Annotated in this window: 17 protein-coding genes; 10 read left to right on the top strand and 7 right to left on the bottom strand. The window is 52.1% G+C overall.

Features of this window, described 5'->3' with window-relative positions; translation table 11 throughout:
* Positions 1–121: 121 nt before the first annotated feature.
* The 6 genes from BL107_RS02445 (at position 122) to BL107_RS02425 (ending at position 5436) form a co-directional block, all read left to right on the top strand.
* Complete coding sequence (locus BL107_RS02445; RefSeq protein ID WP_037987942.1) at positions 122–1024, top strand: fatty acid desaturase; 903 nt, start codon at positions 122–124, stop codon at positions 1022–1024.
* Between the two features lie 83 nt (positions 1025–1107).
* On the top strand, positions 1108–1251 hold the full coding sequence (locus BL107_RS12540; RefSeq protein ID WP_232192721.1) for a hypothetical protein: 144 nt from the start codon (positions 1108–1110) through the stop codon (positions 1249–1251).
* Positions 1252–1288: 37 nt separating this feature from the next.
* Complete coding sequence (locus BL107_RS02440) at positions 1289–2176, top strand: fatty acid desaturase (protein ID WP_156779367.1); 888 nt, start codon at positions 1289–1291, stop codon at positions 2174–2176.
* Positions 2177–2436: 260 nt separating this feature from the next.
* A complete protein-coding gene (gene rplI / locus BL107_RS02435; RefSeq protein WP_009788678.1) occupies positions 2437–2895 on the top strand; it encodes a 50S ribosomal protein L9 in 459 nt (152 codons plus the stop codon).
* 61 nt (positions 2896–2956) lie between these two features.
* The gene (gene dnaB / locus BL107_RS02430; RefSeq protein ID WP_009788677.1) at positions 2957–4372 is read left to right on the top strand and encodes a replicative DNA helicase; all 1416 of its coding nucleotides are present in this window, start codon (positions 2957–2959) and stop codon (positions 4370–4372) included.
* Between the two features lie 221 nt (positions 4373–4593).
* Entirely contained in the window at positions 4594–5436 is an 843-nt protein-coding gene (locus BL107_RS02425) for a helix-turn-helix transcriptional regulator (protein ID WP_232192719.1), read from the top strand.
* Between the two features lie 47 nt (positions 5437–5483).
* Here BL107_RS02425 and BL107_RS02420 read toward each other — a convergent pair whose 3' ends face one another.
* From BL107_RS02420 to BL107_RS12525, 7 genes are all read right to left on the bottom strand, one after another.
* The gene (locus BL107_RS02420) at positions 5484–6389 is read right to left on the bottom strand and encodes a neuromedin U (RefSeq protein ID WP_156776471.1); all 906 of its coding nucleotides are present in this window, start codon (positions 6387–6389) and stop codon (positions 5484–5486) included.
* 114 nt (positions 6390–6503) lie between these two features.
* Positions 6504–7445 (bottom strand): AraC family transcriptional regulator, encoded by a 942-nt coding sequence (locus tag BL107_RS02415; RefSeq protein WP_156779366.1) that lies wholly within the window; start codon positions 7443–7445, stop codon positions 6504–6506.
* Positions 7446–7685: 240 nt separating this feature from the next.
* Positions 7686–8057, bottom strand: coding sequence for a hypothetical protein (locus BL107_RS02410; RefSeq protein WP_232192717.1), 372 nt, complete (start codon positions 8055–8057; stop codon positions 7686–7688).
* Positions 8058–8086: 29 nt separating this feature from the next.
* Entirely contained in the window at positions 8087–8497 is a 411-nt protein-coding gene (locus tag BL107_RS13040) for a hypothetical protein (RefSeq protein WP_232192715.1), read from the bottom strand.
* A 120-nt stretch (positions 8498–8617) separates the two neighbouring features.
* Positions 8618–9172 (bottom strand): hypothetical protein, encoded by a 555-nt coding sequence (locus tag BL107_RS12535; RefSeq protein ID WP_156779365.1) that lies wholly within the window; start codon positions 9170–9172, stop codon positions 8618–8620.
* Positions 9165–9599: a hypothetical protein gene (locus BL107_RS12530; RefSeq protein ID WP_232192714.1), complete on the bottom strand. Its 435-nt coding sequence runs from the start codon at positions 9597–9599 to the stop codon at positions 9165–9167. Before BL107_RS12530 ends, BL107_RS12535 begins: the two co-directional genes overlap by 8 nt.
* Before the next feature lie 233 nt (positions 9600–9832).
* Entirely contained in the window at positions 9833–10306 is a 474-nt protein-coding gene (locus BL107_RS12525) for a hypothetical protein (protein WP_156779363.1), read from the bottom strand.
* 190 nt (positions 10307–10496) lie between these two features.
* On the opposite strand from BL107_RS12525, the gene BL107_RS02405 reads away from it, so the two are divergent.
* The 4 genes from BL107_RS02405 to BL107_RS02390 all read left to right on the top strand — a co-directional run bounded on the left by BL107_RS02405 (position 10497) and on the right by BL107_RS02390 (position 14270).
* Positions 10497–10835 (top strand): hypothetical protein, encoded by a 339-nt coding sequence (locus BL107_RS02405; RefSeq protein WP_037987937.1) that lies wholly within the window; start codon positions 10497–10499, stop codon positions 10833–10835.
* Positions 10836–11037: 202 nt separating this feature from the next.
* On the top strand, positions 11038–12963 hold the full coding sequence (gene mnmG, locus BL107_RS02400; RefSeq protein ID WP_009788672.1) for a tRNA uridine-5-carboxymethylaminomethyl(34) synthesis enzyme MnmG: 1926 nt from the start codon (positions 11038–11040) through the stop codon (positions 12961–12963).
* 24 nt (positions 12964–12987) lie between these two features.
* A complete protein-coding gene (locus BL107_RS02395) occupies positions 12988–13674 on the top strand; it encodes a pilus assembly protein PilZ (RefSeq protein WP_232192713.1) in 687 nt (228 codons plus the stop codon).
* A gap of 14 nt (positions 13675–13688) precedes the next feature.
* Positions 13689–14270 (top strand): chorismate lyase, encoded by a 582-nt coding sequence (locus BL107_RS02390; protein WP_009788670.1) that lies wholly within the window; start codon positions 13689–13691, stop codon positions 14268–14270.
* The last annotated feature ends 38 nt before the right edge of the window (positions 14271–14308 follow it).

Here is a 14308-nt window from a genome sequence, read left to right as displayed (position 1 = left end):
TCGCCTTAACGATGCTGATCCGCTGTAAGGCGAGAACTCCTTTAGATTTCTGTTATCAACGGCACCATCCGCTCCCTGGTTTTCCTTTTTGAGCGGCACTGTCGATCCCAGGAGATTCCGATTGGTTTCCTCGCAAACAGCTGATAGCCGCGAGCTTCGCGTTAGGGCTGCTGTAACGGGCCCCCGCGGGCCGTTACCTGCCCGTCAAAGGCGTCTAAAAACAGGAACCACCGGCTTCATGCTGGTGAATCACATCCTGGCGACCGTGGCCTTGCTCCCTCAGTTTTGGAGCTGGCAGGCGATTGTTGCCTTCGGTGTTCTGTACTGGATGACCGTTTTAGGCGTCACCCTCGGTCTGCACCGTTTAGTGGCGCACCGCAGCCTTGTGGTTCCCGTTTGGTTGGAACGCGTTCTGGTGATTATGGGCACGCTTGCCTGCCAGAGCGGACCGATCGAATGGGTTGGGCTTCACCGCCATCACCATCGCTTTTCCGATCAACCTTCCGATCACCACGATGCAGGACGGGGTTTGTGGTGGAGCCATAGCGAATGGATGCTCCATGAGATCCCCGCTCTGAAAGAGCTGGATCGATATGCGGGAGATCTTCAATGTGATCCGTTTTATCGCTGGCTCGACCGCTGGTTCCTACTGCTGCAAATCCCCCTGGGCTTGGGATTGTATTGGTATGGCGAAGCTGCACAAGTGCATGGCGGCGGGTTGGGCCTCGTTCTTTGGGCCATCCCCCTACGACTCGTGGTCGTTTATCACGTCACGTGGCTTGTGAACTCGGCGACCCACGCCTTTGGCTACCGCAACTTTGATTCTCCAGACCTCTCAAGGAATTGCTGGTGGGTAGCCGTCCTCTCCTTTGGAGAAGGTTGGCACAACAATCACCATGCGCACCCTGCAAGTGCGCGCCATGGCTTGCGCTGGTTTGAATTCGACATCACCTGGCAACACGTTCGCCTCTTAAAACGGTTTGGCCTCGCGAGACGGGTCCGTGAAGCCACGTACAACCCTTAAAAGGTCGAATCGTTCCAATTTTTACCCTGGTGGATGAGACATCCTCCAGGGCTTTTTATTGCTTGCTTACCACCCCCAGGATCATGTCGATCCGTGAGAAGCAAGGGGCACGCCTTAATAATCAGCGTTGCCCTGTCGTGATGGGCTGCTGTGCCAAGAGCAATCCCTATGAGGGAAAGCTGATCGGTTATAAACAATTAAAAGTGAACGAACAAAGTGATATCTGACGTGAACCGAGCGCCATCTCCACCGAGCCGGCCGGTCATGTCTCATAAGGCCTTAAACCGTGCTGAGTTGCTCCACGTCCGTCGCAAAGGGGGGCGATCCGCAGCTCCCTCCCAAAGCCCACGCCGGGGAACCATCGTGTTCATGGTGGTTTTGCATGTGTCAGCGATCGTGGCTCTGCTGCCGCGTTTCTGGAGCTGGCAAGCCGTTCTCACCCTCGGCATTTTGTACTGGGCGACAGCCTGTCTCGGAGTCACGATCGGCTACCACCGACTGCTGTCTCACCGGTCGTTTCGCGTTCCTAAATGGTTGGAACGATTTTTCGCCACCTGCGGTGCCTTGAGCTGCCAGCAAGGACCGATCACCTGGGCCGGTCTGCATCGCCACCACCACAAGTTTTCCGATACGGATGCGGATCACCACAACAGCCATCGAGGCTTCTGGTGGAGCCATATGGGCTGGATGTTTGAAACGATTCCTGCCATGCAGGCGATCCCGCGCCTCAGTGGCGACCTCAGTAGCGATCCGTATTACCGCTGGCTCAACCGCAATTTCCTCTATCTGCAATTTCCTCTGGCGTTTCTGCTGTTTGTGATCGGCTCCATCACCGGCGCTGGAGGGTGGGCCTTGGTGCTTTGGGGCATCCCCTTAAGGCTTGTGCTCGTCTATCACGTGACCTGGCTTGTGAACTCAGCAACCCACTGCTGGGGAACCATCGCCTACGACAGCGGCGATGCCTCCCGCAATAACAAATGGGTGGCGGCCCTCACCTTTGGCGAGGGTTGGCATAACAACCATCACGCCTTCCCCCACTCCGCATGCCACGGACTCCAGAAAGGACAAATCGACCTCACCTGGGAACATATTCGCTTGATGCGAGCCCTCGGGCTGGCGAAAAACATCCGCCTACCCATCAAACCTGCATAACCAGAGGTAGAGATTGTGCGCAGCTAAAATCACATCATCTGGTAAAAAATTTATACCTATAAATTAATAAATAGACCATTCAACCAGGCAATAAGAGAACCTTTTGTATTCGGTGATCAACCACTGATCTATTGAACTAGATCGAGAATCGTCTGCTTTTTGTTGAGGAGATCCCAAAGCCCAAGCTCTCGATCCATCAATGGAACAGCTGAGGTCGTAATATTCCGGATCGCCCCGTAGTCGTTGTCGGTCGCAGTCCCATGCCCAAACGCGTACAAGTCGTTCTGAACGAGGACATCCTCAGCCTCGGCAAGGACGGAGATCTCGTGGACGTAGCCCCTGGCTATGCAAGGAATTTCCTGCTGCCCTTCGGCAAAGCTGTGCCCGTCACCCCTGCGGTGATGAAGCAGGTGGAGCACCGCCGTGCCAAGGAAGTTGAGCGTCAAGCAGCCCTAAAGCAAGAAGCTCTGAACTTCAAGACAGCTCTCGATACCATCGGCCGCTTCACCGTGAAGAAGCAGGTTGGCGAAGACAACGTGCTGTTCGGCACCGTGACCAACGGCGACGTTGCTGAGGTGATCGAAGAGTCGACCAAGAAGGAGATCGATCGCCGCGACATCCTGGTGCCTGAAATCCACCGCACCGGCAAGTACACCGTCACGGTGAAGCTTCACAGCGAAGTGTCTGCCGAAATCAACCTCGAAGTGGTGAGCTACTGATTTGCAGCGAATCGGCGCGGTTCGGCCAGAGTGGAATCACTCTTAGCTGCACCTTGCCGCCATGGTGAGCGCCCCCCAGCCAGACAACGACGAATCGCCCAAAGGGGGACGCTCGGGTTACGGACGAGAACGTCGGAATCAAGAGCCGAGTTTTGAAGGCCTTCCAGACTCGGTTCCACCCCAAAACATTGAGGCCGAGGAAGCGGTACTGGGTGGGATCTTGCTCGACCCAGACGCCATTGGTCGGGTTGCCGACATCCTGCAGCCCGAGGCGTTTTATCTCAACGCCCATCGGGAGATGTTCCGTACGGCTTTGATGCTGCATGGCCAGGGCAAACCCACCGACCTCACCTCGATGACCGCCTGGCTCGCGGACACGGGATCGCTTGAAAAGGTTGGCGGCAACGGACGACTGATTGAACTGGTGGAGCGGGTGAGCTCCACAGCCTCGATCGAACAGGTGGCCCGATTGGTGATGGACAAGTTCCTGCGCCGCCAGTTGATCCGTTCTGGCAATGAAGTGATCAAGCTGGGCTTCGATCAAAGCCTGCCGATGGAGCAGGTGCTCGATCAGGCCGAACAAACGATTTTTGCGATCAGCCAGGAAAAGCCCTCCAAAGGGCTCACCCCCACCGCCGAAATCCTTACCCAAACTTTCGAAGAAATCGAAAGCCGCTCGCTGGGCACCTCGGTGGCGGGCATCCCGGTGAACTTCTACGACCTGGATGCGATGACCCAGGGCCTGCAGCGCAGCGACCTGATCATCGTGGCAGGCAGGCCGGCGATGGGTAAAACCTCAATCGTGCTGAACCTGGCCAAAAACGTGGCCCAGCTGCACGATCTTCCCGTTTGCGTGTTCAGCTTGGAGATGAGCAAAGAGCAGCTCACCTACAGATTGCTCTCGATGGAAGTGGGCATCGAAGCCGGGCGGCTGCGTACTGGTCGATTGCAACAGGAGGAGTGGCCGCTTCTCGGCCAAGGCATCAACACCCTCGGCCAACTGCCGATCTACATCGACGACAAACCCAACTCCGGCGTGCTGGAGATGCGTTCGCTCTGCCGTCGGTTGATGGCCGAACAGGGCAAAGAGCTGGGGCTGGTGGTGATCGATTACTTGCAGCTGATGGAGGGATCCAGCCCCGACAACCGGGTGCAGGAAATCTCACGGATTACGCGAGCTCTAAAAGGAATGGCCCGTGAGTTGAATGTGCCGGTGATTGCGCTCTCCCAGCTCAGCCGTGGCGTTGAATCACGCACCAACAAACGGCCGATGCTGAGCGACCTGCGGGAATCGGGATCGATTGAGCAAGACGCCGACCTGGTGTTGATGATCTACCGCGACGAGTACTACAACCCAGAAACCCAGGATCGCGGCATCACCGAAGTGATCCTCACCAAACACCGCAACGGCCCCGTCGGCACAGTGAAACTACTGTTCGAGCCCCAGTTCACCCGCTTCCGAAATCTGGCGGCATGAATGGGGGCCAAGGCGTCATCCATGGCCACTTTGAAGAGATTGATTAACCGACACCAATCCTTAGGGGCCAAGTGAAGGTCCTCGACGGCAGATTCAAATGCTGCGCCGATCTGCAGGAGTTCTTTCAGCCCATCTCCCCAGACCTAAGCGCCCTTCAATTAACAACGGGCTCATTGGAAGGTCGGCTGCAAATCTTCAACCTAGGTTCGTTTCGTCTCACCTTGCTTGAGACCAACCAAACACTGTTTCTAAGTGGCACGAGGCGACCCCAGCCATGCACCATTGCAATTCCCCTAAAAGACCCGCAAGCTGCTGACCCCATACGCGCCCAGGGGATCGACATGCCATGGCCTGGACTAATGGGATACAACCATCAATTGCATGATTTTGATCTACGACTGGCAGCGAACACCCCATTGGCTTCAGTGATTATTTCAAAGGAGCACTTACATGAGCGTCATCAACAACGCAAAGCTGGAGACCTCCCTCTGGAGCGCTGGGAACACAGCAATCAACTGGAACTCTGCGAACCGATTCGTACACAACTACGCACACAACTGAACGACTTAATTGACAACCAAACTGATGCACATATCACCAAAGCAACCAATCAACTCATCGACAGTCTTTTTCAGGCATTTCAAAACCCAATTGCACGCACGTTGCCGAAGGCCAAGCGGCAAACACGCCATGCCGCAGCCATCGAACTACTGCACTGGTGCTCGAACAATCCATCCAAAAATCTCACCATCACAGAGCTCAGCGAGGTGCTCTATCAATCCCGAACCTCCCTGTTCAACGGATGCCAGGATCATTTCAGGCGGACTCCAACAGAACTGCAACGGAGCATTCGACTTGATCTCGTACGCCAGCTTTTACTGAATCCAAAGCGAAGCGATGCTTTGGGGTTGAAGGGCGTCGGGGCAATCGCGGCCCATATGGGCTTTGCCAGCCGCAGTCATTTCGCCCGCCACTATAAAAAGCAATACAACGAGCTCCCACAACAGACTTTGATCCGAGGCAGCGCAGCTGATAAAGAGACATGCTCAAACAAGTCTAAATAGAAGTCTTACTAATTAAGAACTTAATTTCTATATTTGATGAGAAACAATTATTTAGGGAAACGCACTTGCCACTGAGTACGAATCGTCCAATCACCAAGTAAATCCTCTCCAGCAAAGGAAGGCTTGATAGCGTTGTAGTACGCCTCGACTGAAACCTGCATCGGCTGATCTGCCAAACGGAAGGCATATCCAAACCCGCCTCCCACAGGTACTGTCCAACCATCACCATCAGGGTGAGTCCAATCTGCCGAGATTATCGGCGAAGAGGTGAAATACCAGTTTTTGTGAAACTGATAGCGAATGAGCGGCTGAGCAATCAGCCGGTTCACATCAGCCCGTTCAAGATCTCCTGCAACAGACCAGATGTTTCGCACACGAGCACCAATCATCCATGGACCACTGTGGTGGAAGCCAAAAAGTGCAGGACCAAGCGATAACTTGCCGGTATCAGTAGGGCCATCTCCCACAGGAATCACCATGGAAGGCCCCAATCCAAACGTCCAATCCGAGCCAAGATTGGGAACAAAGAATGCCGTGGGACTGATATCAGATAAGCCTGTGTCGTTGCGCTGATCCCAGCCCGCCACAAATGGTGCACCCAATGGGGTAACACCAAAATCAGGCCGTGCTGAAGGGGTGGACGTAAACCGAAAAATCGTCCGTGTCAAAACGGTCCACTCATTGTTCAACCGAAACGGAAAAACCGGCTGAAGCTTAAAGACCTGAAGTGAACGGTTTGGCTTAGCCTCAGGATCAATGGAACTCGGGGCCCATTGAGTGTTGGGCACAACATTGAATTCGAGTGACACCCTGTTGGCCGATGTAATCGGATTCGGGTGTGCTTGTGCAGATTCCTGCGCAGATTCAAGAATAAGAATCCATAAAAAACATAAAAGAAGATACTTCAGATATTGCGACATTTTCCACCGATCTAAAATATAAAAATAAGACATGCCGCTAATTAAGAGCAAAGAAAAAGCAATGGTGCTGAGTAGAAATCATACAGGAAAGATAGATAACAAGAATTTGAGATCCTAATAACTACTCTGCAAGAGCAAGGACACGGCCTAAAAAGTTTGCTGAGAGTAACGCCTATTTGACAATGTCTGACGAGGCATTTCCAGAAACTCGTTCTTGTAGTAGCGGGCAAAATGGGAACGGCCTATAAAACCGAAATACGAAGCAATATCAGACACACCAGAAATATTATTCTCTATGCAAAATTCAGCATCCATCAATGCATGTCGAACTTGATGTAGCCGAACACGCCTCACAACTTGGAGGGGAGACATTTTGAATTTTTCCTTGCAACCATTAAACAAAGATGTGCGAGACTGATGCAATATGGAACATAGATCTTGAATTTCAAAAGGCTTTGTCGGCGATGAATTCGTCAAAGCCAAAACCTGCAAGGCAGCCTCGTGACGCTCGCGCCTAGCAAGAGCTACACCTACTTTTCGATCATCATGACTAACAAAGCACTCTATCAGGGTTGATAAAACCTCTTGCTCAATCAGCTTCGGAGTCAGAGCAAGGGAGGGCAGATTTTGCCATAGTTCGTTCAAATACAGAGCAAAATGAGAAGACACGAAGGTATTAGACAAAATATTAAAATTGCTCAATACATCTTTGACGTCAAAGAAATAGCCAAACTCCGTCAATTTTTCAGCAAAAAAACTCTCTGGAACGATAACATTGCAAAACCGACATCCGGCACTTAACTGTAGGTCGAGATCTTTAAGATGTTCATTAAACCCAAAAATTGCAGGCCTCGTAATAGAGACTCCCTGCGCAACAAGGCTGTCTCGCGTGGGATTATCTGATAAATTAATCGAAAAGTGATATTTTCCAGGCTTCCGTTCAGCACAAAAAGATACTGGTTTATTCAAGTCAATAAGCACTAGAGCAATATTAACTAGGGGAAGAATCTGCACCACACCATTAAGCCCTCCTCTCTCCAAAGGCAGAACTGACGCGCCAATAAGCTGCCTGTTGAGTATTGATTCCATATCAACCGTGCTTTTTATTTCAAATCGCAGGGGTGACTTTATCAATGATTAGAGTTTTTTCCAACATAACAGCTAGACAAGAAAGAAATAGGAGATAATGAGCCCATTTGTTCACGATATTGATAACCACCCAGCGAACAAAGCCCTTACAGAATCGACACCAGGAAAGAGTCATTTCCGAGGGTCTAACTAGCCATAACTGGACAGAAAGCGTAGCGATTGATACTGAATCTAGAAGGATTAGTTATCAGACAAAAGAATAGACTTCACTTGAATGAGCAATGCTGCAAGATCTTCGTCAGACAAAAGCCCCTCTTCGTGCAAGAGTTGTGCTAATTCAATCTTTTTGGAGACAATGGAAATTGCATACGCTTGATCACAGTTTCGCGAATTTTTAGTGCCGAGAGGAATCGTTAAAACCGCCCCGATAGCGTATCCATTACCGTTTCCAGAATATCCACTTAATAACTTATTTTTCTCAATCTCATCTTCGCGAGCAGACCCACCACTAAACAAATTTATGGTGGTGGGTGTACCATCCTGACTCACGCAACGAGTTCCGTCTGGCAAATCAACCTCAAATCGAGGACCAATCGGTTGCTGAAAGGACAACCCCGTTAGATCACTTAAAGGAAGATTATCTAACGGAGAAATTGTGTCTTGCGCTTTTGCAGAATACGTTGATAACAGGACCGCGTTAACACAGTTAATTGCGAAGAAGAGGAGCTTGAAACTTGTTCTTTTGGACTTTCCATAATGCAAATCCATAATGGGCCAGGATTTAGAGTGGATGTTGAAATACTTAAAAGAACACGTTTCGCCTTACTGTCGCGCAAAAAGAGTTTTTTCGGACTAACACGAACATCGTTAATTTTTTCACCAGGAATATTATCTTTTGTATTGTAAAAAGCCTCAACAAAATACTGGCCAGGTTTGGAATCAACCAGAAAAGCCTGAGTACGGACAACAACGCGTGAGCCAAGTCCAGGTGAAATCACCTTATTGTTTGGATTGAGACCTAATGCGGCTGCAAGGAGAAAGGAGGTAAACATTGAATAGGAAAATTGATGGTTTACGAAGATATTAGGGGTCACCACGGATCCCCCCACAACAGAACAAATAGAAAAAATGAGTGTTTGACAAGCGAATCAATAGGTGGGGATGTGTCATCACTACGGCTCCAAACAGGTGAGTACAACCTGAAATCGATACTCATCATTAGGAAACGAATTACTTAAATTGGCGCTAACGGTTAATTTGATGCCATAAGGCAGGCCAGATGAGTAGTCATGGCTTCTGAAGTTAGACGGTTGCAAAATTGTAGATATTGGAGAATTTGAATATGAGCTCGATGTTTTATTCTTCATAATGCGATTTGTATTATCTGAACGGATCCAAATACCGCGAAAACCGATGCCACTTGGAGCAAGAAGCGTATTCAAAGTAACATTCACACGAGGCACCTGATTAGAAGAAATCAGTAATGATTCACTAGTGCCTGCCATGATTCCAGTACTCCCGTTACGCGTATAATCCATCGAAACAAGATCACTACCTCCCGAAAAGGAACAGGTGAAAGGTACCGTGGCGTTGAACGTCGTTGTATCTTGAATCCCTGCTTGTGCAAAGGTAGGGACATAAAATTGGATAGTAAGCCCTAAACTTAGAAAAACACTTAGTGAATAGGAGTTGGCCCCCAAGCGTATCGTGTTAAAAATATTAAACATCTAGACAGGTCAATACGGCCTGAAATTGAAGGTCGCCACCGCTATAAGCATTTTCAACGAAAGCCCTGAGTTGATAAGTAAGGGTCTTGGGAGTTTGAGTTAGGAGAGTCGTATACGAATCTGAATGACTATTACCGCTTTTGGGATTTAAATAACTAAAGCCATCAATCTTCCCAAATAACTGAAAAGTAGCTGCAGTTGGACCAGAAATCTGAGTTAGCACCAAATGTAAGCGAGCAGATCCATTCCCAGAGAGCTGCAGAGGAGTTGAAAATCCTTCTAAAAGTGCAAGAGATCCGTAGTTTGTATATGAGGTTTCAACAACTTGATCACCATTATCAATAGTGCATATAAATGGGACTGTTCCTGAAAATCCGGTAGTTGTTTCCAAGCCCCCATGGCAGGCCAATGGTTGCAGCATCAGCATTAAAAAGCTTAGTACGCTACATGAAGATCGAGAAGAAGCGATAAATGATTTAAAGGAACAAACTGGCATCAAAACAAAACTTAGACAAAAGACTGCGTAACCCTTAATAAATTGGACGACTCGTCCGTGAGCTAAAAAGAAACTGAAGCCTTTGAGACCAAAGGCTTCAGAGCAATTGCAATATTTTGACTAAATTAGCAAATACATTGAAGAATCACGAAGTCTTAGACAAATCAAGAACTTAGCGTCGTTAAAACAACGGTGTACTCATAAGCACCAACCGTGCTTGCTCCTGTAGATGTGAGCTCGATCGTGACATTTTGTGTTACTCCAGCATTGTTGCCCAAATCCACCTGCGACGAAGCACCTTCGCCACTGGTAGCAAGCACGGAGCTCCCCTTCTTCAGTTTGGCTGTATTCGTTGTTGCTTTTGGATTGGATCCCTTAGGAGTAACTGCACCAAGAGTAACTTTAGTTGCAAAATTACAATTAATGCCAATATTGGCCGTTGTACCGGTAAACGTTCCGCTGTCTGCGGCCGAATAAGACATTGCAATCGATTGAGTGGCCCCTGAGGCATAGGTGCACGTTCCAGGAACAGTTCCAGTAAATGTTGTTGTATCCGTAATGGCCGCAAGCGCAGCCCCTGGCATTAATCCGAGTCCAATCGCTTGTACAGCGACCAAAGAAAGACGTTTGAAGTTCATAAGAAAAATTCAATCCCTTTTATTCTGACTTCCTGAAAAGCGCATTAGAGCGATCTGAGAGCTAATTGAGTGCAATCAAGAGCCTGTGGGATCAAGTGGCTAAACAAACAGGAGCTCAATAAGGATGATTGCAGCGCAACCCAGTGAACAAATGGGCTCAGTTAACATATGAGACTACGAGAGTGAACAAATGGGCTCACCAAAGCTCATCCAATCTCATCCGATCCTGGCGACCAAATCCCCGAGCGAGTCACGCCATCTGCCGGGCAAGGCCATCAGGCGAGAAAAGCTTGCACGAATAGCCACGAGCCAACTCTTTGTTGTTCTCCTTGGAATGGGTTTCAGCGCAAGCCCAGCAATAGCCGCAACAAAAAAAGTGTCGATTCTATTTCTTGGACGGGTACCAGCTTTATGCATGAATCAACGCAACAAAAACCAAACCTTCGGACATCAAAAAAATGGTGAAGGTCTTCCTTGGGAGGCAAGTTTCTCTCGCAACCACAAAACAGCAACTTGTCTTATTTACTGATCGCTGCAGTACTGACACTGTTTAAGTAAAAACAAACTGACCAATCTGAATTCAAGATCAATGAACGGTTGAGGGCTCAGCAGAAACCGTATCGATTGCTTCGCGAGGTAACGCACCTTGTCACTCCAGCAGAAGGAGACAGAAGAGATGGCGACTCAACCGGACTCGAACGGCTGACCCAGAACATACGGATAATGAACCTATGAGCTTTACCGCCGCCCCCACTGAATCATTCGACGTGATCGTCGTTGGCGGTGGCCATGCTGGATGTGAAGCGGCCATCACCACGGCACGCCTTGGCTTGAACACTGCTTTGTTCAGCCTCAATCTCGATCGCATCGCCTGGCAGCCCTGCAACCCTGCCGTCGGTGGACCCGCCAAAAGCCAGCTCGTCCATGAAGTGGATGCCCTTGGAGGCGTGATCGGCCGCCTCGCCGATGCCACCGCGATTCAAAAACGCACCCTTAATGCCAGCCGCGGCCCCGCCGTCTGGGCCCTACGCGCACAAACCGATAAGCGGTTGTACTCCCGCCAGATGCTGCAACTTCTGCAGCACACGCCCAACCTGGCGCTCCGTGAAGCGATGGTGACCGGCCTGGAGGTGGGAGGAGAAGGAGAGGAACAACGGATCCAGGGCGTTCGGACTTACTTCGGCAGTGTGTATGCGGCCCAAGCCGTTGTGCTCACCGCCGGCACCTTTCTCGGGGGCCGCATCTGGGTGGGGCATCAATCCATGGCCGCAGGCCGTGCCGGGGAACAAGCAGCGGAAGGCCTCACCGAAACCCTGCAAAGCCTCGGCCTCCACACCGATCGCCTCAAAACCGGCACCCCTGCCCGAGTGGACCGGCGCAGCATTGCCCTGGATCAGTTGGAGGAGCAGCCCAGCGATGCCGCCGACCGCTTCTTCTCCTTTGATCCAGCCGCTTGGGTGAGCGGTGAACAGATGAGTTGCCACATCACCAGAACAACGGCAGAAACCCACCAGCTGATCCGCGACAACCTGCACCTCACCGCCATCTATGGAGGCGTGATCGATAGCAAAGGGCCCCGATACTGCCCCTCGATCGAAGACAAAATCGTCCGCTTCGCAGACAAGGAGAGTCATCAGATCTTCCTTGAACCAGAGGGGCGCGACACGCCAGAGATCTATGTGCAGGGCTTCTCCACCGGCCTACCGGAGCCGATCCAACTGCAACTGCTCCGCAGCCTGCCGGGTCTCGAACAAGCGGTGATGCTGCGACCGGCCTATTCCGTGGATTACGACTACTTACCCGCCACCCAACTCAAACCATCCCTCGAAACCAAGCGGGTGAGAGGGCTCTTCAGCGCCGGCCAGCTCAATGGCACCACCGGGTACGAAGAAGCCGCAGCCCAGGGCCTGGTGGCAGGGCTCAACGCCGCCCGCTTGATCGGTGAGCAAGACCCCGTCCACTTCCCCCGAGAGGGCAGCTACATCGGCACGATGATCGACGATCTAGTGAGCCAAGACCTGCGCGAGCCGTACCGCGTGCTCACCAGCCGAAGTGAATACCGTTTGATTTTGCGGGGCGACAACGCTGACAGGCGTCTCACGCCCCTGGGCCGCGAACTCGGCCTGATCGACGACCGCCGCTGGCAGCTTTTCGAAGACAAGCTCCAGGCGATGGAGGGCGAAAAGCAACGGCTGGAAACTGTGCGCCTCAAGGTGAGTGATCCAGTGGCCCCGGCGGTAGAGCAAGAAACAGGCGCAGCGATCAAAGGCTCGATCACCCTGGCCGACCTGCTCCGCCGCCCAGCGATGCATGCCGCCGATCTTGTGCGCCATGGCCTCGCTGATGGTGCACTCCCCCTTCCCGTGCGAGAGGGAGCCGAGATCGACATCAAATACAGCGGCTATCTCCAGCGGCAGCAACAGCAAATCGACCAGGTGAAGCGCCAAAGCCAACGCAAACTTCCAAGCGATTTGAACTACGCCAGCATTGGAACCCTTTCCAATGAGGCCCGCGAAAAGCTCAGCGCTATTCAGCCCACCACCCTCGGCCAGGCCAATCGCATTCCGGGTGTCAGCCAAGCCGACATCACCGCCCTGTTGATGTGGCTCGAACTTCAAAAGCGCCAGCCCCTCGCCCCTACCACCCAAGCTCGATAGCTTTGGGGTCCTCAAGGCTCTGCTTTGGTCGCTCGCCATCCCACATCTCACGCCTATTGGACACTGCGTGCGGAGCAGGTGATGGATCGCGTCTTCGACAACGGATCAAAGTCGACGCGCCAAAGCTCAGCCAACAACCGCCACCTCGTGCCCGTTGAGGTGGCCGTCCACGAACCCATCCAGCCTTCAATAGCTCAAGTGGCACCTCAAGCTGCACCGCAGGTGGCAGCGCAAAGCTCTGGATGGCAAACACCCCTCCTAACTGGCATGGCAGTGGCTGGATTGCTGAGCAGCGGTTGGCTGCTCTTTGATCTACAACGCTCCGCTCGCACACTCGAGCGAGAACGCAACGTGGCACTGATCGAACGGCTGCGCGCCACCGAAAAAGCCATTCCTCCAACCGCTGAGCCAGCGACAGTCGATCGCCTCGAGCCGCTCACCCTGCCGATCCAATCGCTGCCGATGCCACCCATTGGCCTCGCACCCTCTGAGAGCACACCGATCTCGCCTCTCCCCGTGCTCACCGGCGTGATGCAAAGCCCGGGTGGGCGCAGTTCCGCCATCTTCCAAATCAACAATGCATCGGTTTCGGCCGAAATTGGCGAGAGCGTGGGAAGCAGTGGCTGGACGCTGGCATCCGTCGGAGCGTCGAGCGCCGTAATTCGCAACAACGGGCAAGAGCGCACGCTTTCGGTGGGAGGCGTGTTCTGAACACACCATCCCAATTGCTTGCATCACCTCGTCACCTTTGGCAAGCACCCGCAGCCACCGTTCTGGCTGGAGATGGACCACGACAGCTGCCTGGCCCATGGCGGCTGATGCTGCTGGGGGATGGCAGCCCAACACGCCATCTCCGCTTGCTCACCGGTGAACCCGTCGCCATCGACCTGATCGCGATGGAAGCCGAACAAGGGGACCATCCCGGCGCTCCTGCAGAAGTGCAGGAATTGCAAGCGCCTCTCCTACGCCGCCAGGTTTGGCTCACCTGCGGCGGGACACCGCTGGCTTGGGCTGAAAGTTGGTGGAATCAAACTGAAGCGGAACTGCACCTCCAAGACCGCAATCAGCCAATCTGGAAAAGCCTCACCCAGGGACGATCCGAACTCTTTCGTGAGGTCGATGGCCTTGCCCTCGTTGAAGCGGATTGGCTGGAAGAAACCTTTGGCTATCGCGGACCCTTTTGGAGTCGCCACTACCGCTTTTTTCGAAGTGGAACAGCGCTCACGGTGATCCGAGAAGTGTTTAGTCCGCAGCTTGAAACATGGCTTGGCTCCACCCTGCGCCAAGAACTTCAAAGGAGTTCATGAACAAATCTCCCGTTATGTAGGGATTTGTTTTTCACAAC

Source organism: Synechococcus sp. BL107, assembly GCF_000153805.1.
Taxonomy (GTDB): domain Bacteria; phylum Cyanobacteriota; class Cyanobacteriia; order PCC-6307; family Cyanobiaceae; genus Parasynechococcus.
The sequence above is the reverse complement of the archived record's forward strand: the minus strand, read 5'-3'. Positions and strand labels throughout refer to the sequence as shown.

What these genes read in the sequence shown, in the direction of transcription:
- BL107_RS02405 (WP_037987937.1), top strand. Translation starts at nt 10,497, where the DNA reads ATGGGCTCACCAAAGCTCATCCAATCTCATCCGATCCTGGCGACCAAA.
- dnaB (WP_009788677.1), top strand. Translation starts at nt 2,957, where the DNA reads ATGGTGAGCGCCCCCCAGCCAGACAACGACGAATCGCCCAAAGGGGGA.
- BL107_RS12525 (WP_156779363.1), bottom strand. Translation starts at nt 10,306, where the DNA reads ATGAACTTCAAACGTCTTTCTTTGGTCGCTGTACAAGCGATTGGACTC.
- BL107_RS02440 (WP_156779367.1), top strand. Translation starts at nt 1,289, where the DNA reads ATGTCTCATAAGGCCTTAAACCGTGCTGAGTTGCTCCACGTCCGTCGC.
- mnmG (WP_009788672.1), top strand. Translation starts at nt 11,038, where the DNA reads ATGAGCTTTACCGCCGCCCCCACTGAATCATTCGACGTGATCGTCGTT.
- BL107_RS12535 (WP_156779365.1), bottom strand. Translation starts at nt 9,172, where the DNA reads ATGTTTAATATTTTTAACACGATACGCTTGGGGGCCAACTCCTATTCA.
- rplI (WP_009788678.1), top strand. Translation starts at nt 2,437, where the DNA reads ATGCCCAAACGCGTACAAGTCGTTCTGAACGAGGACATCCTCAGCCTC.
- BL107_RS02415 (WP_156779366.1), bottom strand. Translation starts at nt 7,445, where the DNA reads ATGGAATCAATACTCAACAGGCAGCTTATTGGCGCGTCAGTTCTGCCT.
- BL107_RS12540 (WP_232192721.1), top strand. Translation starts at nt 1,108, where the DNA reads ATGTCGATCCGTGAGAAGCAAGGGGCACGCCTTAATAATCAGCGTTGC.
- BL107_RS02420 (WP_156776471.1), bottom strand. Translation starts at nt 6,389, where the DNA reads ATGTCTTATTTTTATATTTTAGATCGGTGGAAAATGTCGCAATATCTG.
- BL107_RS12530 (WP_232192714.1), bottom strand. Translation starts at nt 9,599, where the DNA reads ATGCTGATGCTGCAACCATTGGCCTGCCATGGGGGCTTGGAAACAACT.
- BL107_RS13040 (WP_232192715.1), bottom strand. Translation starts at nt 8,497, where the DNA reads ATGTTTACCTCCTTTCTCCTTGCAGCCGCATTAGGTCTCAATCCAAAC.